This window comes from Pseudoduganella lurida (assembly GCF_007830455.1).
Classification (GTDB): domain Bacteria; phylum Pseudomonadota; class Gammaproteobacteria; order Burkholderiales; family Burkholderiaceae_D; genus Rugamonas; species Rugamonas lurida.
In genome coordinates this window covers 454,762-472,768 of record NZ_VLLB01000003.1, presented here as the reverse complement: position 1 = coordinate 472,768, position 18,007 = coordinate 454,762, and the positions used below count along the sequence as shown (strand labels likewise).

At 66.9% G+C, this 18,007-nt stretch carries 15 protein-coding genes; 3 read left to right on the top strand and 12 right to left on the bottom strand.

The genetic code is table 11. From position 1 onward, the window contains the following. The first annotated feature begins 9 nt into the window (after positions 1-9). Positions 10-1,617, top strand: coding sequence for a methyl-accepting chemotaxis protein (locus IP91_RS26690; protein WP_145649110.1), 1,608 nt, complete (start codon positions 10-12; stop codon positions 1,615-1,617). On the opposite strand, the gene IP91_RS11565 is transcribed toward IP91_RS26690, so the two are convergent. The 10 genes from IP91_RS11565 to rpsO all read right to left on the bottom strand — a co-directional run bounded on the left by IP91_RS11565 (position 1,614) and on the right by rpsO (position 13,681). Continuing rightward, on the bottom strand, positions 1,614-2,468 hold the full coding sequence (locus tag IP91_RS11565) for an alpha/beta hydrolase (RefSeq protein ID WP_145649109.1): 855 nt from the start codon (positions 2,466-2,468) through the stop codon (positions 1,614-1,616). The two genes, IP91_RS26690 and IP91_RS11565, sit on opposite strands and share 4 nt — an antisense overlap. A 92-nt stretch (positions 2,469-2,560) precedes the next feature. After that, on the bottom strand, positions 2,561-3,607 hold the full coding sequence (locus IP91_RS11560) for a zinc ribbon domain-containing protein (RefSeq protein WP_145649108.1): 1,047 nt from the start codon (positions 3,605-3,607) through the stop codon (positions 2,561-2,563). Positions 3,608-3,684: 77 nt separating this feature from the next. Continuing rightward, complete coding sequence (locus IP91_RS11555; RefSeq protein ID WP_145649107.1) at positions 3,685-4,716, bottom strand: AAA family ATPase; 1,032 nt, start codon at positions 4,714-4,716, stop codon at positions 3,685-3,687. Beyond that, positions 4,713-6,074, bottom strand: a complete 1,362-nt coding sequence (locus IP91_RS11550) for a phenylacetate--CoA ligase family protein (RefSeq protein WP_229474268.1) — start codon at positions 6,072-6,074, stop codon at positions 4,713-4,715. Before IP91_RS11550 ends, IP91_RS11555 begins: the two co-directional genes overlap by 4 nt. Further along, complete coding sequence (locus IP91_RS11545) at positions 6,059-6,610, bottom strand: hypothetical protein (RefSeq protein ID WP_145649106.1); 552 nt, start codon at positions 6,608-6,610, stop codon at positions 6,059-6,061. Before IP91_RS11545 ends, IP91_RS11550 begins: the two co-directional genes overlap by 16 nt. Further along, positions 6,607-8,355 (bottom strand): vWA domain-containing protein, encoded by a 1,749-nt coding sequence (locus IP91_RS11540; protein WP_145649105.1) that lies wholly within the window; start codon positions 8,353-8,355, stop codon positions 6,607-6,609. Before IP91_RS11540 ends, IP91_RS11545 begins: the two co-directional genes overlap by 4 nt. After that, the gene (locus tag IP91_RS11535) at positions 8,352-9,386 is read right to left on the bottom strand and encodes a hypothetical protein (protein ID WP_145649104.1); all 1,035 of its coding nucleotides are present in this window, start codon (positions 9,384-9,386) and stop codon (positions 8,352-8,354) included. The genes IP91_RS11540 and IP91_RS11535 overlap by 4 nt, the downstream gene beginning before the upstream one ends. Then, positions 9,368-10,957, bottom strand: a complete 1,590-nt coding sequence (locus IP91_RS11530; protein ID WP_145649103.1) for an AAA family ATPase — start codon at positions 10,955-10,957, stop codon at positions 9,368-9,370. The genes IP91_RS11535 and IP91_RS11530 overlap by 19 nt, the downstream gene beginning before the upstream one ends. Positions 10,958-11,076: 119 nt before the next feature. Next, complete coding sequence (gene pnp, locus IP91_RS11525; RefSeq protein WP_145649102.1) at positions 11,077-13,191, bottom strand: polyribonucleotide nucleotidyltransferase; 2,115 nt, start codon at positions 13,189-13,191, stop codon at positions 11,077-11,079. A 220-nt stretch (positions 13,192-13,411) separates the two neighbouring features. After that, entirely contained in the window at positions 13,412-13,681 is a 270-nt protein-coding gene (gene rpsO, locus IP91_RS11520; RefSeq protein WP_145649101.1) for a 30S ribosomal protein S15, read from the bottom strand. Positions 13,682-13,856: 175 nt separating this feature from the next. On the opposite strand from rpsO, the gene IP91_RS11515 reads away from it, so the two are divergent. After that, positions 13,857-14,333 carry a hypothetical protein gene (locus tag IP91_RS11515; protein ID WP_145649100.1) on the top strand — a complete coding sequence of 159 codons (477 nt, stop codon included), beginning with the start codon at positions 13,857-13,859 and terminating at the stop codon, positions 14,331-14,333. Between the two features lie 27 nt (positions 14,334-14,360). On the opposite strand, the gene pssA is transcribed toward IP91_RS11515, so the two are convergent. Together pssA and IP91_RS11505 are read right to left on the bottom strand one after the other, a co-directional pair. Beyond that, positions 14,361-15,227 carry a CDP-diacylglycerol--serine O-phosphatidyltransferase gene (gene pssA / locus IP91_RS11510; RefSeq protein WP_145649099.1) on the bottom strand — a complete coding sequence of 289 codons (867 nt, stop codon included), beginning with the start codon at positions 15,225-15,227 and terminating at the stop codon, positions 14,361-14,363. Positions 15,228-15,366: 139 nt separating this feature from the next. Further along, entirely contained in the window at positions 15,367-16,128 is a 762-nt protein-coding gene (locus tag IP91_RS11505; RefSeq protein WP_145649098.1) for an SIMPL domain-containing protein, read from the bottom strand. A gap of 162 nt (positions 16,129-16,290) precedes the next feature. On the opposite strand from IP91_RS11505, the gene IP91_RS11500 reads away from it, so the two are divergent. Beyond that, entirely contained in the window at positions 16,291-17,916 is a 1,626-nt protein-coding gene (locus IP91_RS11500) for an alkaline phosphatase family protein (protein WP_145649097.1), read from the top strand. Positions 17,917-18,007: the final 91 nt, after the last annotated feature.

Below are 18,007 nucleotides of genomic sequence, written 5' to 3'. Positions count from 1 at the left end.
GAACCATCCATGCTGAACCGCCTGACCATCCGTACCCGCCTCGTTGCCACCATGGCCATCCTGGGCGCCATCATCCTCGCCGTTGGCCTCATGGGCATCTGGGGCATCCGCACCGTCAATGCGACGCTGGAAGATACCTACACGAACCAGATGGCATCCACGGTCGCCATCGCGCAGACCAAGATCTTCATCGCCCGCGCCCGCTTTGCGCAGGACCGCGCCGTGTTCCATCCGGATTCCGACGAAGTGCCGGCGCTGATCAAGCGCGCCGACGGCTTCGTGGCGAAGTCGTCCGAGAACCTGCAGCGCTACCTGGCGCTGCCGCAGGAGGCCGAAGAAAAAGCCCTGGCGGACGACATGGTCGCCAAGCACAAGCTGCTGGTCGAACAGGGCCTGAACGGCATGTCGAAGGCCCTGCTGGATCACGACGCTGCCGCGATCGACCGGTTTGCCATGAAGGAGATGACGAAGTATTTCAACTCGTTCAATGAAGCCGCCGAAAAGCTGGAGAAGTACCAGTTCGACTCCGCCGAGGAAGGTTTCGGCAGCAGCCAGGCGATGTACAAGCGCGTGCTGAACCTGTCGATCGCCGCCGTGGTCATCGGCCTGGCGCTGATCGTCGTCGGCTCGATCACGCTGGTGCGCGCCATCATGCGTCCGCTGCACGACGTGCTGGGCCACTTCGATGCCATGGCCGCCGGCGACCTGTCGAACCCGGTCGACACCGACCGTCACGATGAAATGGGCCAGTTGCTCAAAGGCCTGGACCGCATGCAGCAGCAGCTGGCCGGCACCGTGCGCACCGTGCGTGAAGGCAGCGGCGCGATCGCCGTGGCGAGCGCCGAAATCGCCGACGGCAATATGGACCTGTCGCGCCGCACCGAACAGCAGGCCGCCAGCCTGGAAGAAACCGCTTCGTCGCTGGAAGAACTGACCGCCACCGTGCGCCAGAATGCCGACAATGCCCGCCAGGCCAACACGATGGTGGTCTCGGCCAGCGAAGTGGCCCAGCAGGGCGGCCAGATCGTCTCGCAGGTGGTCGACACGATGGGCGCCATCACGGCGTCGTCGAAGCAGATCGTCGACATCATTTCCGTCATCGACGGTATCGCCTTCCAGACCAACATCCTGGCGCTGAACGCCGCGGTGGAAGCGGCCCGCGCCGGCGAACAGGGCCGCGGCTTTGCCGTCGTCGCCTCCGAGGTGCGCAACCTGGCGCAGCGCTCCGGCGCCGCGGCGAAAGAAATCAAGCAGCTGATCGACAATTCCGTGTCCAGCGTCAACGCGGGGTCGGCACTGGTCGGCCAGGCCGGCACGACGATGGACGAGATCGTTGGCAGCGTGAAGCGCGTGCAGGACATCATGGGCGAGATCATGGCCGCCAGTACCGAGCAGAGTGCCGGCATCGACCTGATCAACGACGCCGTCACGCAGATGGACCAGGTGACGCAGCAGAACGCGGCGCTGGTGGAAGAAGCGGCCGCCGCGGCCGGCTCGCTGCAGGAACAGGCGGCCACGCTGGAGCAGACGGTCAGCGTGTTCCGGCTGCAGCAGCAGAACGCCCGCCCGGCCCTGGGCCAGACCCGCGCGGCGGCCAAGCTGGCGCTGCAGGCCTAGTCGGCACCCTCCTCCTTTATCACCTCCGTCACGGCCTGCAGGATCACGGCCGTGACTTCCCCCGGATGCGACTGTAACGGCACGTGACCCGATCGGATGATCGGCGTCACGTGTGCGTTCGTGCGCGCCGCTTCCAGCTGCTGGAACGGCGTGGGGATGATCTGGTCATTGTCCGGCAGCGCCCAGTAGACGGGGCGGTCGTGCCAGGCCGCCCTCGTTACCTTGTCTTCCAGTACACCCGCAAAGACCGGTCCCTGCGTGGCGGCCAGCACGGCGCGCCGCGCCTCGGGCAGGTCCGGCACGAAATAACGGTGATAGACCTCGTCGCTGAGGCGCACATAGCCGGCACTGTCGGCAATGAAGCCGGCCTGGAACGGGCCGGGCGGATACGGGCGCGTGATGTCGGCGATCGATTCGCCGTCGCCCGGCGCGAACGCGGCCACGTAGACCAGCGCCCGCACCTGATCCGCCGTGCCGGCTTCCGTGATCACGGCACCGCCGTACGAATGCCCTACCAGCACGACCGGCGCACCCTGCGCCGCGACGGCGCGGCGCACGATTGCCGCATCGCCTGCCAGCGAAGCCCGCTGCAGCTGCACGGCCACCACCTTCAGCCCGTGCTTCTGCAGCAGCGGCACCACCCTGTCCCAGCTCGATCCGTCCGCCCAAGCGCCGTGCACCAGCACGACGGCCGGCGCGGTGGCGTCCTGCTGCGCCATGGCGCTCCCGGCCCGTACCATCGAGAGCACACCGAGCGCCAGCAGACATACCAGCTTCGACAACTTCGGCAGCTTCGGCAATTTCAGCGATTCCAGCAACCGAGCTGCATTCTTCAGATTCGCCGTTTTCATGAACTCCTCCTGTCGTGAACGATCCGTTCAGGATAGGCGGCGCTCAATGGCGGCGTGTGCGCGGGCGCAAGTCCCCGGCGCGGCTTTCATGGCTAAGCCTGGTTCGCCACGGCCTGCGTGCCGCACGAGAAGCAGAAGCGGGTGAAGGCGTTCTTGCGCGTGGTGCAGGCCGTGCAGCGGTTGAACAGGCCGATGCCGCAGTGCGGGCAGAAATCGAGGTGCGGATCCTTCAGGTCCACGTGCCGTTCGCAGCCGGGGCAGACGCCCTTCGCCATGCGCGCCAGCGCCGTGTCGTAGCCCAGGTTCTCGCGGCGCTGCGTGTCCGGCAGGGCCTCGGCCGCCTTCTGCCGCTCCAGGTAGCGCTGCAGGCCGAGGATGGCCTGCCGGCCCACCACCACCGTCAGCAGGATGCCCACCACGTAGCGCACGTAGCCGCCATAGCTGGGCAGGTAGGGCACCAGCTCGACGAAGAACGCGAACAGCGCGAAGAAGATGAAGCCCCACACGAACGGCCACCAGCGGCTCTTGCGCTGCGTCTTCCACAGCCAGCCGGCAATCAGCAGCAGCGGCAGCGTGAGGGCCAGGCGGTAGCCGAACACGCGCAGTTCGCGCAGCTGCATCGCCTTTTCGTACTGTGGCTGCGCCGCGGCGCTCAGTTCGTGGATGCGCTCGCGCGCCCGCTCCTGGGCCTGCGATGCGTCCAGCGCGCGCTGCTCCTGCGCCTCGACGGCCGCCAGCGCCTTGCGCTCTTCCGCCTTCAGCGTATCGAGCTGGCGCGTGCGGGCGATCACTTCCGGATCCTGCTCGGAGCGCGCCGTGACGCTGCGCGTGGCAAGCCAGTTGTCGAACGTCTCGCGGGCCGACTGCGTATTGGCATCGGCCACCTTGTGCTTCTGGCGGGCCTGCTCCACCAGCTCGCGCGCATTGGTCGTGATCTTCTCTGCCGCCGCCACCTGCCGGCGCGCGGTGGCCAGCTCGCGCGCGTCGATGAACTGCTCGACATCGAGTGGCTCCTCGACCAGGTTCATATTGTCGACGACCTTGCCGCCCAGCCCGATCAGGAAGCCGGCAAAAAGAAACGCGACCAGCCACAGGCCGCGCTGGAACCATTTTTCGGAGAGACGCAGGGCTTTGCTCATTGATGCTCCTCGTGGTTGAAAGTGTCGCGAGCGTAGCATCCGCACGCATGGGTCCGGTCGATCCTGCTCAAGCGGGGTTACGCGATCCTGCCGGTGGTGGCCAGCACGACGGCCAGGCGTTCCTCGATGGTGCCAGCCAGTTCGACATATGGGACGCCGCGTTCATGCAGCTGGCACACATACCAGGCATGCTGCTGCAGGCGGAACGCCGGCTCGCGCCGCGTCCCATCCTGCACGAAGGCGAAGTCCGGCGCGCACAGGAACACGGCATCGTACGGGCGGCGCGCCAGCCGTTCCAGTTCCGGATCGGCGCGGCCGAACAGGTCCAGGCTGTAGAACAGCGTCGTCAGCGGCGTGGTGTCGCAAGCGAGCCAGCCGCTGGTCTGCGCCACGCGCTCGTGTTCCATGCCGACCTGGGTGCGGGCGATGTGCAACATATCGTCGAACCCGAATTCTCCGCCACGCCGATGCCACCACTCGCGGCCGAATTCGGGCACGCAGGCATTGCCGGCCACGGCGCCGAAGCGCCCGGCCAGCGTGGACTTGCCGCTGGACTCGCCCCCCAGGAACGCCGCCCGTGGCACGAAGTCGGCATAGACCGATGGCGCCAGCAACGCGCGGTGCCGCCCCACGTCGGCGCGCACGGTCGTGCCTGAGACAGGGATTTCGTGCCGCGCACGGTCCACGCACACGTGCTGCACCGGATGGCCAAAACGGCGCGCCAGCGTGGCAGCAAAACCGTCACCATACGATTCGCTGGTGAACACGGCGTCCACCGTGCGGCCCAGCAGCGCGGTGCATAGCCAAGCCACGAATTCACGGTGCATTTCGTCCGGCGCGGTGTTGTCGGGCAGCGTGCGGACTGGCAGGCCGCGGGCAGTGCAGTGTGCGGCCAGGCGCGCATCGTCCAGCACCAGCACGTCCGCCTCCGGAAAGCGTTCGCGCAGCCAGCGTTCGCGGCGGGGCGGCTCGCAGCCGGGGAATTCCGGTTTCGTGTAGCTGATGACGACGACGTCGCTGCAATGCCGCGCAGCGTGGCGGATCACCAGTTCATGGCCCAGGTGCAGCGGACAGAATTTGCCGACCACGAGGCCGGTGCGGAATGTCATGCGATGGCCTCCGGGATTGCGGACGTGTATTGCACCACCTTGTCTTCGTCCGCCAGCAGGTCCACCCGCAACGGCACCGATCCCATCAATGCGCGCAGCGCTGCTTCCGCTGCTGCCGCCCACTGCTGGCCGTGGCGGTCGAGGCGCAACGTCAACGCGCCGGCACTGTCCTGGTGGACAGTGAAGTGCGTCAGCGGCAGCGCCTGCAGTGCGTGCGTGACGTCGATATTGTTGACCCAGCTCCCATCCGCGCGGCGGTAGCGTACCGGTGCCCGGCCCGACAGGTCGCGCAGTATGGGTGCCGCGTCGCCGTCAACCAGCGAAGCGAAATCGCCGGTGCGATAGCGCAGCAGCGGCAGGCAGGTATTGAAGCCGCCGCTGACGGTGACTTCGCCCCGCTCACCCAGCGGTACAGGCTTGCCGTCCCGGTGGAGGATTTCCACGTACAGTTCCGGCTGCAGCAGCACGTGGCCGCCACACTGCGCATCGAACACGCCCACCGGCCCCACTTCGTTCATCGAGTACAGGTCGAGCACCGGGCAATCGAACCGTGTTTCCAGTTCGCGACGCAGGCCCGGCAGCAGTTGCATCGACACCGACAGCAGCGCGCGCGGCCGCCATGTCATCGGCAGTCGCAGCAGTTCGGCAAACGACAGAGGGTCGCCGGAGATCACCTCGGGCGCCATCGCATCGAGATAGCGCGCGCGGTGCTCCGGATCGCGCCAGTCCACGGGGTGCAGGTTCAGTTTCGCCAGGCCCGATTCGCCCATGGTCGGCGTCACGGATACATAGGTGAAGCAGCGCTGCTGAAAGCCCAGCAGGATCACGCCCACCTGCCCCGCGCCATGCCGCAGCTCGATGCCGAAGCGGCGCAACGCGCGCTTGTGGTAAGCCAGGTAGCGCGCCGCCACCAGCGGATGGGATGGCACCTGCAGCGGATGGCCAGTGGTGCCGGTGGTGCGGAAGTTCAGCAGCCGCGCGGCATCCGCGTCGTCCGGCACGAAGCGCGTAACGTCGTGGGCCAGGTCGGCGCGCGCGATGGTGACCAGGTCGGCCAGCCGGCCTGGTGGCGTGCCCTGCGCGCGGTAGTACGGCACGCGCGCGAACGTTTCGGCGATGAACGCCGGCAGCCAGGGCGGCTCGCTGCCGGGCCGCCAGAGGAAGGGCGCGTACGGCACCGACGCCTCGGCGGCGCGCGCAAGGGCCACCTCATGCGGCAGCAGCCGGTTGCCGCTGTGATTGCGATACTGCGGCGCGCAGGGATGCTCGCGCATGAAGGCCAGCATACGGCGGCCCGCTTCCGTCAGCGTGGGATAGCGGTCCGTGTCGGTGGCGTTGCCCGTCATTCGCGCGACCATTTGTCCGCCGCTTCCTCGGCGGCCTGGCGGGCCAGCGCCTCGCGCAGTTCGCGGGCGCGGCGTTCGGCGGCGCGGCTTGCCTCCAGCAGGCGGCGGCGTTCGATGCCGCTGATCGCGGCGAGACGGTCGGTGGCCTGCGAGTGCGTTTCATCGGCTGGATGCCAGCCCAGCCGTGCCAGCGCCACGCGCACCAGTTCCTCGCGGCGCTCGGGATCCCCGATGAAGCGGCGCGCCGAGGCAGTGGCCGCCAGTTCGGCGGCGCCTTCCTCGAACAGGGCCACCAGGGCTGGCTGGCCGGGCGGCGTGGCGACGAACCAGTCGTCCGCCAGCATCCAGGCCAGCAATGCCACGAGCGGGCGGCGCTGGCCGCTCCCCAGGTTTGCCATGCGTTTCAGGACTGGCGGGGGCAGGCGCGCGCCCAACAGCAGTGCCACGTCGTTGGCAACCGCCGCCACATGGGGCGTGTCAAGGAATTCGCCTGGCGTCTCGGCCAGGCGGCGTGTGAGCATTGCCAGCGGCGGTCCCTGCGTCGTCATGGCTGCGGCCCGTAGTGACGCGTGCTGAAGCGGCGCGCGAATGCCAGCAGGTCTTCCAGCCGGTCGACAGGGCTGATGTCCCAGCCCTGCTCTTCCTGCGCGCGGGCCAGGGTCCTGAACGCCGTCCAGTCCTGCTGCGTACGCCATTCCTGCGGGATCTGCAAAGCCATGGTGCCGCCGCCGCCCGCCGCCTGCAGCGCGCAGGCCGCAACGTCCCAGCCGCTGTTGCCCCGTTCGTCCTTGTCGAACAGCGTGTCGATGCCGGCATCGGAAATCATCAGCAGGTGCGTGGCGCGGGACCTCCGCTTCGGCTGCAGCCTCGCATCGCAGTACAGGTCGCGAAGGCTGTGGATCGGGAAGGCCGTGCCGCCACCGAAATATCCCGTCAGCACGCCGAGGATGACCGTGTCGTCGCGGCTGAAACCGCCCGTATCGAGGACCTGGCGCGTGCCGCTCCACAGCGTGACACGCACCGATGCGCCGGCCCGCAGCGCGGACAGTGCCAGCACCGCGCCCGCCAGGGCCGGCCAGGACGTGGCGCGGCGCGGATCGGGCATCGAGCCGGAACTGTCCACGTACAGGTCGAGGTCCATCGGCAAGGGGCGCGACACGTGCGCGGGTTCGGTACCGTAGCTGCGCCGCAGCGTTGTCACGCCGGGGATCGGTACGGGCGCCAGCATCAGGCTGTGCAGCCAGTCGATCTCGTCGAGCGGATCGCCGATGCTCCATGGTTCCAGCGCTTCGAGCTGCGGTTCTGGTGTTTCCGGCATGCGCCGTTGCGGGAACGGCACCAGGTATGGCAAGGCCCGTTCGCGGTAGTAGCGGATCGCGACCGCTTCCTCGGATAGGCGTATTCCGGCAGCGCGCAGCATCTCGCCGTACTCGAACGGCTCGCGCATCTGACCGTCGCCGCCGGTGCTGGCCGGCGCAGTGGGTTCGTCGAGGCCCGAGATGCGCTCGTCCTGCACGGGGTGGACGACCCCGTCGTCCTCCTCGGGGTCGGCGTGCAGCACGCCGGAAGGATCGGCGTCTTCGCATGCGGCGAGCGTATCCATCAGGCCCTGGGGCACCTGCGTGTCCTGCACCAGGTACGGCAGGAACAGCGTGGCGAAGCGGCCGGCGCCATCGAGCCAGTCGTTGCCGTAGACACGCACCAGCCGCGCACCGAGCCAGGCATCGGTGGCCATGGCCGCATCGTTGCCGGCCCCCAGCTGCCCCTGGCACTGCCAGAGTTCCTCGCAGATGCCCATGTACAGCCGCCAGACCTTGCCGGCTTCGTCCTCCGCGGTCGTGGCTGCCCGCGTAGCGAGGATGCGGTAGATGTCGGCGATGCGCAGTCCGGCCTGGCGCTGCAACCGGTCGTTGATGAACAGGTCCGTATACAGGTTGGCGAGCACGGGTGCATGACGCTCCAGCGTGGGCAATGCGCGGCGCAGGCGTGCCAGCAGGCGCAGGTGGTCCGTGACGCTGCCTGGCGCCAGCACGTGGTGGCCGATCTCGTGCGCCAGGATCTCCGTTTCATAGCCATCCAGGCCGTTGCGCCGGATCGCTTCCAGGTCGATGACCACGCGCTGGTCCGCCAGCCAGATCATCGCGAAGCTGCCCTGCAGGCCCTCCTTTGCCGCTTCAATCGTGCTGGCGCACAGGAACGGTTCGCGCAGGCGCGTGTAGCGGCTCCATGCGGCCAGCGCCTGCGGCCACGCGGCGCGCCAGGCAGCCAGGCGGGTGTCGTCGTCATGGGTCATGGCATCAGGGGAAACAGGCGAATCGCATGCGTGTACGGCGACGTGACGGCGACCGTGTGCTGATTGCAGGCAGCCCGCAGGCCGTCGCGCGGCAGATCCAGCCCGATCGTGCGCGGGCCGATGAGCAGCTGCGATCCGTCGAGCTGCACGGCCGGATGGCGGCCCTGCTCGAGCGCTGCGGCGTTGAATTCGTCGGCGCTCGATGCGTGCAGCACGGCGCCGTAGCGGTCCGCGATCAGCAGGTGATGGCGTTCGCGGCCATCGACAAAAAAGCCTTCCACGCAGGGCACGACGGCGGGCGGCCCGGCGAACGCACCGCCCAGGCCCGTGAAAGCGCCGGTGGCGAGGTCGGCGTCGGGGGTACCCCACCAGGGGTTGGCATGCAGCGCGGCCGCCACTGCCGGCCAAGTCATGGCGGTCTCCATGCCGAGCGCCGCCACGGCGACGGACTCCGGCAATGCTGCACCGGCAGCCAGCGCCCCCTCACGAAAATGCGCGAGCCCGGCCCGCCACGCGAGCAACTGTCCCAGCGCGGCAAGCTGCTCGACCGTCGAGCTCGTGTCCACCCTGGGGTCAGACCCGGCCATGGACACGAGCTGGGCAGTAGACACGGCCATCAAGTCGCGCCACTCGCCGCTGCGGCCGCCGCTGCGGTCGATATGGAGCGCGGCGTTGCCCAGCATGCCGAGGACGCGGGCGGGATCGGCAGCGATGAGCGGCGCACACGCGCTGACAAGCGCCTGCCAGGTGGTGGCCAGAAGCGCGGCGCGCGACGCCTGCGCCGGATCGGCCACGCCGAACGTCAATGCGACATCGATGGCTGCCTGCACGGCGGGCGTGACGCGCGCGACATCCACCGCGGCGACGGCCATGGCGATGGGATCGACCGCCATGGTGAGGAAGGCGGTCAGGGTTGCGGCCTCGAAGCCGGCGCCACCGGTCCGGACTTCGGCGATGCGCCGGTTCAGCTGTGGACGGGCCGCTTCCAGAGCGGCGCCAAGCACTGGGGAAATCACTGCGACCGCAGCCACGCGAGGTAGTTGGTGTAGCGCTGGTGCAGGTACTTCAGCTTCAGCAGGTCGTCATACTGCGGGCCGTACAGCTTGCGGCCCTTGACCAGGCCGTCGATGGTGCGTTCAATGCGCGTCAGGCGCGCGCGGGTCTCACGTTCGCTGACGCCATCGAGGCCCTGCGCAAACTCGCCGGCCAGGTCGCCGACCGGGTCGTTGCGGTCGAGGTCCAGCCGGTCGTATTCGGCGCACGACTGGTCGAACAGGTGGCGCAGCCAGCCAAGGCGATCGGTGCGGAACGGCGCGTGTTCCGGCATGCCGAAGAACGGCGCCTCCAGATCGGGGATCAGCTTGTCATGCAGGACGAACGGGAGGATCTGGCGCACGTCTTCCAGCTCGGCGGCAGCATTGCCGCGGAAGTAGGCCAGCGCCTTGGCATAGACCAGCAGCGTCATCAGGTTGCGCACGGAGACGCCGTTGCGCGTCTGGCAGCCCAGGTCCTTCAGCCGGTCGCGCCCGTTGTCCGCCGCAACCACCTGCTGCCAGTCGACGCCGGACAGCCGTGCCGTGTCCTTCGTCATGTACTCGAACTGCCCGCCGGCCAGCTCCATCAGCTCGAACTGGCTGGCGAAGAATTCCAGCCGCCGCCGCACGTCCTCCGGAATCTCGACCACCCTCACCTGCTCGTCCAGCGCATCCAGTTCTTCGGGCTTGAAGACGATCTCCGGCGGCACCAGCTCCTCCGGGCGCAGGTTCGCCTCGATGCGCGCCAGCAGGTCGCCCAAGAAGCGCGGGTTGAACGCGAGCGCCTGCACCACGACATCGATGCGGTCGCGCAGCGCCTCGATCACCTGATAAGTACCGCCTCCCTGGTCATCGTTGGCCGTCAGGTACCAGGCCGCCTCCGGGCACTCGTACACCTGGTTCAGCACCTCGGCGTAGTTATCGCTCATCACCGTCAGCAGTGCACTCTGGGTGCGGGTGGGGATGCGGTTGTATTCGTCGATGATCTTCACGCGCATGCCCAGCCAGGCGCGCCAGGCGATGCGGATCTCGTCCATGCTCTGCGCGTTGACGAGGTCCGCCGGCAGCGGATTGCCCAGCAGGTCGGCGATCGTCATCTGCGGATGTCCGTGCTGCATACCCCGCTTGACCTCCTTGACCGACGCGCCGGCCAGCACGCCCATCAGGATGGCGCTGGCCGTCTTGCCACGCCCCGGGCCGCCGACGAACAGGCACTTTCGCCGCGCCGCGAACGTGAGCAGCGGCAGCAGCACGAAACTGGAATAGCTCTGCGCGGAAGGCAGCGTGAGCAGCCGCTTGCTGTCGCCCACCCGGTAGCTCTGGTTCGGGCCGTCGTTGTATTCGATATCGTAGTGGGGGCTGATGATCGCGTTGTTGACGATCCAGAAGTAGGCCTGGCGCAGCTTCTCGTCCAGGCCCGGCGCGGCGACCCTGCCATCGGCATCGACAGGTGCCGGACCGCGGTACAGGTCCGCCACATCGAACCGGCGCGCGTTCGACGCCGCTTTTGTCGCATTGCTGGGATTGGTGGGCGCTTGCGACAGGTGCTTGAACAGGTTGAAAGCCATGCGGGGAGTCGGCAAAAGGAGACCTGCCAAGTATAGCGGAGTGGACAATAAAAAAACCGCCAGGCTCACGCGCTGGCGGTTGTTGGGAGGACGGGCCGCGAGGCCCTTCCATCGGCAGCTTACGCGGCCGGTGCAGCTTCTTCGGCAGCCTTCATCGACAGCTTCAGGCGGCCGCGGTCGTCCGTTTCCAGGACTTTCACGCGCACCTGCTGGCCCTCTTTGAGGTAGTCGGCCACGGCGTTGACGCGCTCGTTGGCGATCTGCGAGATGTGCAGCAGGCCGTCCTTGCCCGGCATGACCTGCACGATGGCGCCGAAGTCCAGCAGCTTGAGCACGGTGCCGTCGTAGGTCTTGCCCACTTCGACCGATGCCGTCAGCTCTTCGATGCGGCGCTTGGCTTCCTGGCCGGCTGCGGCGTCCACCGAAGCGATCGTCACGACGCCTTCGTCGCTGATGTCGATCTGCGTGCCGGTTTCCTCGGTCAGCGCGCGGATCACGGCGCCGCCCTTGCCGATCACGTCACGGATTTTTTCCGGGTTGATCTTGATGGTGATGAGGCGCGGTGCGAAGTCGGACAGTTCCGTCTTCACGTGCGGCATCGCCTTCTGCATTTCGCCCAGGATGTGCTCGCGGCCTTCCTTGGCCTGCGCCAGCGCGACCTGCATGATCTCCTTCGTGATGCCCTGGATCTTGATGTCCATCTGCAGCGCGGTGATGCCCTGCGCGGTGCCGGCCACCTTGAAGTCCATGTCGCCCAGGTGGTCTTCGTCACCCAGGATGTCGGACAGCACGGCGAACTTGCCGCCTTCCTTGATCAGGCCCATGGCGATACCGGCGACATGCGCCTTCATCGGCACGCCGGCATCCATCAGCGCCAGGCAGCCGCCGCAGACGGAGGCCATCGACGAGGAACCGTTCGATTCGGTGATCTCGGAGACCAGGCGCACCGAGTAGCTGAAGTCTTCCGGTGCCGGCAGCGCGGCGATCAGCGCGCGCTTGGCCAGGCGGCCGTGACCCACTTCGCGGCGCTTCGGCGTGCCCACGCGGCCCGTTTCGCCGGTGGCGAACGGTGGCATGTTGTAGTGCAGCATGAAGTCATCCGTGTACTCGCCCATCAGCGCGTCGATCTTCTGCGAATCGCGGGCGGTGCCCAGCGTGGCGACGACCAGTGCCTGCGTTTCGCCACGGGTGAACAGCGCGGAACCGTGGGTACGCGGCAGCACCGAGGTGCGGATCGCGATCGGACGCACGGTGCGCGTGTCGCGGCCGTCGATGCGCGGTTCGCCGTTCAGGATCTGCGAACGCACGACCTTGGCTTCCATGTCGAACAGGATGTTGCCGACGTCGACCGAGTTCGGTGCATCGGTGCCTTCGGCCTGCGCCTGGGCGGCCAGGTCGGCGATCACTTCGCCCTGCATCGAACGCAGCGCCTGCTGGCGGGCCTGCTTGTTCTTCGTCTGGTAGGCTTCGTTGATCTTCGCTTCGGCGAATTGCGCGACCTTGGCGATCAGCGCTTCGTTCTTGGCCGGTGCGGTCCATTCGACTTCCGGCTTGCCGCCTTCGGCCACCAGTTCGTGGATCGCGTCGATCACGGCCTTCATCTGCTCGTGGCCGAACACCACGCCGCCCAGCATGACTTCTTCGGACAGCTGCTTGGCTTCCGATTCCACCATCAGCACGGCCGATTCGGTACCGGCAACGACCAGGTCCATCTGCGACGTCTTCAGCTGGGTCGTGGTCGGGTTCAGGATGTACTGGCCGTTGGCGTAGCCCACGCGGGCTGCGCCGATCGGGCCGTTGAACGGCACGCCGGCCACGCACAGGGCGGCGGAAGCACCGATCATCGAGGCGATGTCAGGATCGATTTCGGGATTGACGGACAGGACATGGATGATGACCTGCACTTCGTTCATGTAACCTTCCGGGAACAGCGGACGGATCGGGCGGTCAATCAGGCGGGACGTCAGCGTCTCCTTCTCCGACGGACGGCCTTCGCGCTTGAAGAAGCCACCGGGGATCTTGCCGGCTGCGTAGGTCTTCTCCAGGTAGTCCACCGTCAGCGGGAAGAAATCCTGGCCGGGCTTGGCATCCTTGCGGGCCACCACGGTCGCCAGCACGACGGTGTCGTCGACCGACACCAGCACCGCACCGGAGGCCTGGCGAGCGATCTCGCCGGTTTCCAGGGTCACGGTATGCTGGCCGTACTGGAAGGTTTTCGTAACTTTGTTAAACATGGGTAATCCCTTTCTAATTGCCGACAGATTTTCAGGGGCTGTCGTTCACCTCACCGCGGACGGCCACACTGGCCGCCATCCTGCTTTTGCTGTATGTCGGAGCCTGCTTCCGGTTGCCAAGTTTAGGTTTCAGATGGCAAGAAAATCGGGCTCTGAAATACAAAATGCCCGCGACAGCGAACTGGCGCAGGCATCTCGATTAAAACGGGTGCGGCAAAAATTACTTACGCAGGCCGAGCTTGGCGATCAGGTCGCGGTAACGGTTTGCGTCCTTGCCCTTCAGGTAGGAGAGCAGGCTCTTGCGACGGTTGACCATCATGATCAGGCCGCGGCGGGAGTGGTGATCCTTGCTGTGTGCCTTGAAGTGGCCGTTCAGCTCGTTGATGCGCGCGGTCAGCAGGGCGACTTGCACTTCAGGGGAGCCGGTATCGTTCTGGGCACGTGCGTTGTCCGCGATGATGGCGGACTTGTTGATGTTTTCTACAGTCATGATGAACCTTTCACAGGCGATGTGCGGAGTAGAGGCGGTGGGCCGAACCCTGCATATCGTGAACTACATTGATTGAAAATTCCCGCCCAAATCGGACAGGTCCGCAAGTATAACGGAATATGTGCGGCCTGTACCAGCTTCCGGCGACAATTCTTGCCCCCAGATGAGAGAGAAAATGAAAAAACCGATCATTCCGGCCATTGCTACGATGTTCCTCCTCGGCTGCGCGCTGGGGCCGCCGCCGCAGCCCGGGGAGCCGCGCGAGGCCGTCGAAGCGCGGCTGGGGCGCCCCACCGCCGTCTTCAACGTGGGCGAGATCGTCATCCACGAGTACGGTGCCGGCTGGTTCGGCCAGTTTACCTACATGGCCCGCTACGGTGCCGATGGGCGGCTGATTTCCTACGAACAGGTGCTGACGGATGAAAAATTCGCCACCGTGAAGCTGGGCGTGGACACGAAGGACACGATCCTGCACACCTTCGGCCACCCGTCCGAAACGTCCTACCTGGGGCTGCGCGACCTGGCGGTGTGGAGCTACCGCTACAAGCAGTCCGGCGTGTGGGACTCAATGATGCACATCGAGTTCTCGCGCGACGGCGTCGTGCGGGAACTGATGGCGGGGCCGGACGAGATGCGCACCAAGCGCGATTGACGAACCCGGGATCGAAGGCCAGGACGCTCAGCGGCGCTCGGTCGGGTCGACGGGGTCTTCGTCGGTCTGGATGATGGAGACCTTCTTGCCTTTCGCCAGCCGCACGAAGAACACCAGGTAGCCGGACAGCCCGTACAGCACGAACAGCGGGAACATCACCTTCGGCGGATCGAGCGATACCAGCGCGAACGCCAGCGCGATCAGGAACACGGTGATGAACGGCACCGACTTGCGGAAATTGACGTCCTTGAAACTGTAGTACGGCACGTTGGTGACCATCGTCAGGCCGGCGAACAGCGCCAGCGCCCACGACACCCACGGGTACATCACGCCCTCCTCGCCCAGGTCCACCATCATCAGCACGAAGCCGGCGATCAGCGCCGCGGCCGATGGACTCGGCATGCCCTGGAAGTAGCGCTTGTCGACGACCGTGATATTGGTGTTGAAGCGGGCCAGGCGCAGCGCGGCGCCGGCACAGTACACGAAGGCGGCGATCCAGCCCAGCTTGCCGAGTCCGCGCAGCGACCATTCGTAGATGACCAGCGCCGGCGCGGCGCCGAACGACACCATGTCGGACAGGCTGTCGTACTGCGCGCCGAATTCGCTCTGCGTGTTGGTGAGGCGGGCAACGCGGCCATCCAGGCCGTCCAGCAGCATGGCGATGAAGATGGCCCAGGCGGCATGCTCGAAGCGCTGGTTCATCGCCATGACGATGGCGTAGAAGCCGCAGAACAGGGCGCCGGTGGTGAAGGCGTTCGGCAGCAGGTAGATGCCGCGCGAACGGGGCCGGTCTTCCGCGCCCTTGCGGGCAAACCTGCTGAAGACGGTGCGGCGCGGGGCCTTGCCGTTGGGGAGGGCGCCGCTCTTGGGCCGGCGACGGGGGAATTTTGCCATGTATGCGGTCCGTGCTGCGTTATTGTTGTAGGGGTCCGGCCGGGCGCGGGGCCTGGCCGGGTCGCCCTATTATAGAGGAGCAGGCACGGACGGTGGCGCGCTCGCGCCACCGGGGTACGGTCGACTGGCGATTACCGCATCAACGGAAGCGCACCTTGCCCACCAGGCGCATCTGCAGCGTGGTTTCGCCCGGCTCGAACGACGGCTCGGCCACCTCGCCCGTGTCCATCGCGCTCTTGCGCATCGCCATGGCCATCGGCGCGGGGGCATTCTCGCGGCCGTCCGCGTAGTTGCCGGAGCCTTCGAAGTCGATGGTGTCGACCACGGCGTCGCTGACCGGGCGGCCCATCGCGCCGGCCACCGAGGCGATGCGCTCGTTCAGGTTTTTATAGGTGGCGGCGATGCGCTGGTCGTCCAGCTTCTTCTCCGTGGCCGGCGCCAGGCCGAAGCGGATCGAATTGAGCGTGAGCACCTTCTGCGCGGCGGCCACCGTTTTCGGCAGGCCGGCCAGGTTGGTCGTCTTCACTTCCACGTAATGGCCCACGCGCCAGGCGGTCGGCACGCGCGGCTTGCTGGCGGCCATCGGCTGTACCGGACGGTCTTCCGGATACACGGGATAGGTGTAGTAGCCGGTCGTCTTCAGGATCGCTTTCGGGTCCTCCCGCTTGAGGATCTCCAGGCCCTGCTTCATCTTCTGGTTTACGCGCGATGCGGCGGCGGCCTTGTCCTTGTCCTGCTCCTCGATCGCCAGCGTGGCCACCGCTTCGTCGTTCGGCGCCGTCACTTCACCGTAGGCGGGCACCACCACCAGCGTGCCGGCCGCGGGGGCCGGGGTCTGCGCGTGGGCCCCCATGGTGGCGGCAGCGATGGCAACGGCGGCCAGGGTTTTCTTCAGCGTCATGTGCTCTCTCCTGTTGTGTTGTGGTGGCCACACATTAACCGATACGGCGCCCTGTTCCTGCAACAGTTGGTGAACGTTTGTAACAGCCCGATGTCATCGGGCCGACATTTTGTTCTGCGATCATGGCAAGCTGACCGTCTCTTTCAACCTCCACTTCCGACCATGAGAACTGCCATCTTCTTCTCCCTGGCGCTGTCCAGCGCTGTGACTGTCCATGCCGCCCCTGCCAAGCCGGCCGCGGCGCCGAAACTCGTCGTCGTGATGGCCGTCGACGGGCTGCCCCAGGAACAGCTGGTGCGCTACCGCGAGCAGTTCGGCCAGGGCGGGTTCCGCCGCCTGCTGGAACAGGGCGCCTGGTTCGGCAATGCGCACCAGGCGCACGGCACCACCGTCACGGCGGTCGGCCACACGGCCATCCTCACCGGCGCCTACCCGTACCAGCACGGCATCGTGGCCAACAACTGGATCGACCGCGCCACCGGCGAGGAGATCTACTGCACCGAGGACCGCGCGTTCAAGTACCTGGGTGAAGACACCAAGCCGAACGACGGCACTTCGCCGGCCCGCCTGAAGGTCGACACCCTGGGCGACCAGCTGCGCTACGCCACCGGCAACCGCGCCAAGGTGCTGGCCGTGTCGGGCAAGGACCGCGGCGCGATCCTGCTGGCCGGGAAAGGCGGCACCGCCTATATGTACATGGAAGGCAGCGGCAATTTCGCCACCAGCAGCTACTACATGGCGCAGCATCCGGCCTGGGTGCAGGCCTTCCACGCCGGCAAGCCGCAGGAGCGCTACTACGGCAGGACGTGGCGGCCACTGCTGGCCGACAGCGCGTATGCGAACGATGCGGAAGGCCCCGTGTTCGCCCTGTCCTACTACAGCGAAAGCGGCCAGCCGGATGCCGCGTTCTACAAGCGCCTGAAGGAAGGCCCGTATCTCGACGAGCTGACGCTGGAGTTCGCGCGCGCCGCGATCGACGGCGAAAACCTGGGCCGCAATCCGGCCGGCGTGCCGGACCTGCTGGGCGTGAGCCTCTCCGCGCACGACTACGTGAACCATGCGTACGGCCCGGAGAGCCGCATGTCGCACGACCACCTGCAGCGCCTGGACCGCATGCTGGCCGGCTTCTTCGCGGACCTGGACAAGCGCGTGGGCAGCGATGGCTGGGTAGTCGTGCTGACGGCCGATCACGGCTTCGCCAACACCGCCGAATTCTCGCAGCAGCAGCACATCGATGCCGGCCGCGTCGATCCGAAGAAACTGATGGCCGGCCTGGCCGAGCATCTGGCCGCCACGTTCAAGGGCATCAAGCCGATCGCCAACTTCTCGCTGCCGAACGTGTACTTCGACCAGCCGGCGCTGGACAAGGCCGGCGTGAAGCGCGCCGATGTCGAAACCGCGGCGCGCGCCTGGCTGCTGGCCCAGACAGGCATCGCCGAGGTGTACACGCGCACGCGCTTCGAGGAAAGCGGTGCGACGGGCACGCGCATCGACCTGCTGCTGCGCCGCGCCTGGCACCGCGGCGAATCGGGCGACCTCGTGCTGGTGCCACGGCCCTACTGGTCGTTCGGCTCCGGCACGAGCGGCGCCACGCACGGCACGCCGTACGCGTACGACACCAATGTGCCGCTGCTGATGATGGGCAAACGGTGGATCGCGCCGGGCAGCTACAGCCAGTATGCGGAAGTGGTGGACATTGCGCCGACGCTGGCCGCGATCCTGCGCGTGCGCCCGCCGGCCGGTGCCGAAGGCCGCGTGCTGACCGAGATCCTCAAGCCCGCGCAGTAATGTAAAGGGCCGTCCGGCAGGATCGCTCCTGCCTAATGTAGAAGGTAGAAGGCCGCCCGGCAGGATCGGTCCTGCTGGGTGAACATGGCAG

What these genes read in the sequence shown, in the direction of transcription:
- IP91_RS26690 (WP_145649110.1), top strand. Translation starts at nt 10, where the DNA reads ATGCTGAACCGCCTGACCATCCGTACCCGCCTCGTTGCCACCATGGCC.
- IP91_RS11515 (WP_145649100.1), top strand. Translation starts at nt 13,857, where the DNA reads ATGAAAAAACCGATCATTCCGGCCATTGCTACGATGTTCCTCCTCGGC.
- IP91_RS11505 (WP_145649098.1), bottom strand. Translation starts at nt 16,128, where the DNA reads ATGACGCTGAAGAAAACCCTGGCCGCCGTTGCCATCGCTGCCGCCACC.
- IP91_RS11545 (WP_145649106.1), bottom strand. Translation starts at nt 6,610, where the DNA reads ATGACGACGCAGGGACCGCCGCTGGCAATGCTCACACGCCGCCTGGCC.
- IP91_RS11560 (WP_145649108.1), bottom strand. Translation starts at nt 3,607, where the DNA reads ATGAGCAAAGCCCTGCGTCTCTCCGAAAAATGGTTCCAGCGCGGCCTG.
- IP91_RS11540 (WP_145649105.1), bottom strand. Translation starts at nt 8,355, where the DNA reads ATGACCCATGACGACGACACCCGCCTGGCTGCCTGGCGCGCCGCGTGG.
- IP91_RS11530 (WP_145649103.1), bottom strand. Translation starts at nt 10,957, where the DNA reads ATGGCTTTCAACCTGTTCAAGCACCTGTCGCAAGCGCCCACCAATCCC.
- IP91_RS11550 (WP_229474268.1), bottom strand. Translation starts at nt 6,074, where the DNA reads ATGGTCGCGCGAATGACGGGCAACGCCACCGACACGGACCGCTATCCC.
- pssA (WP_145649099.1), bottom strand. Translation starts at nt 15,227, where the DNA reads ATGGCAAAATTCCCCCGTCGCCGGCCCAAGAGCGGCGCCCTCCCCAAC.
- pnp (WP_145649102.1), bottom strand. Translation starts at nt 13,191, where the DNA reads ATGTTTAACAAAGTTACGAAAACCTTCCAGTACGGCCAGCATACCGTG.
- IP91_RS11565 (WP_145649109.1), bottom strand. Translation starts at nt 2,468, where the DNA reads ATGAAAACGGCGAATCTGAAGAATGCAGCTCGGTTGCTGGAATCGCTG.
- rpsO (WP_145649101.1), bottom strand. Translation starts at nt 13,681, where the DNA reads ATGACTGTAGAAAACATCAACAAGTCCGCCATCATCGCGGACAACGCA.
- IP91_RS11555 (WP_145649107.1), bottom strand. Translation starts at nt 4,716, where the DNA reads ATGACATTCCGCACCGGCCTCGTGGTCGGCAAATTCTGTCCGCTGCAC.
- IP91_RS11500 (WP_145649097.1), top strand. Translation starts at nt 16,291, where the DNA reads ATGAGAACTGCCATCTTCTTCTCCCTGGCGCTGTCCAGCGCTGTGACT.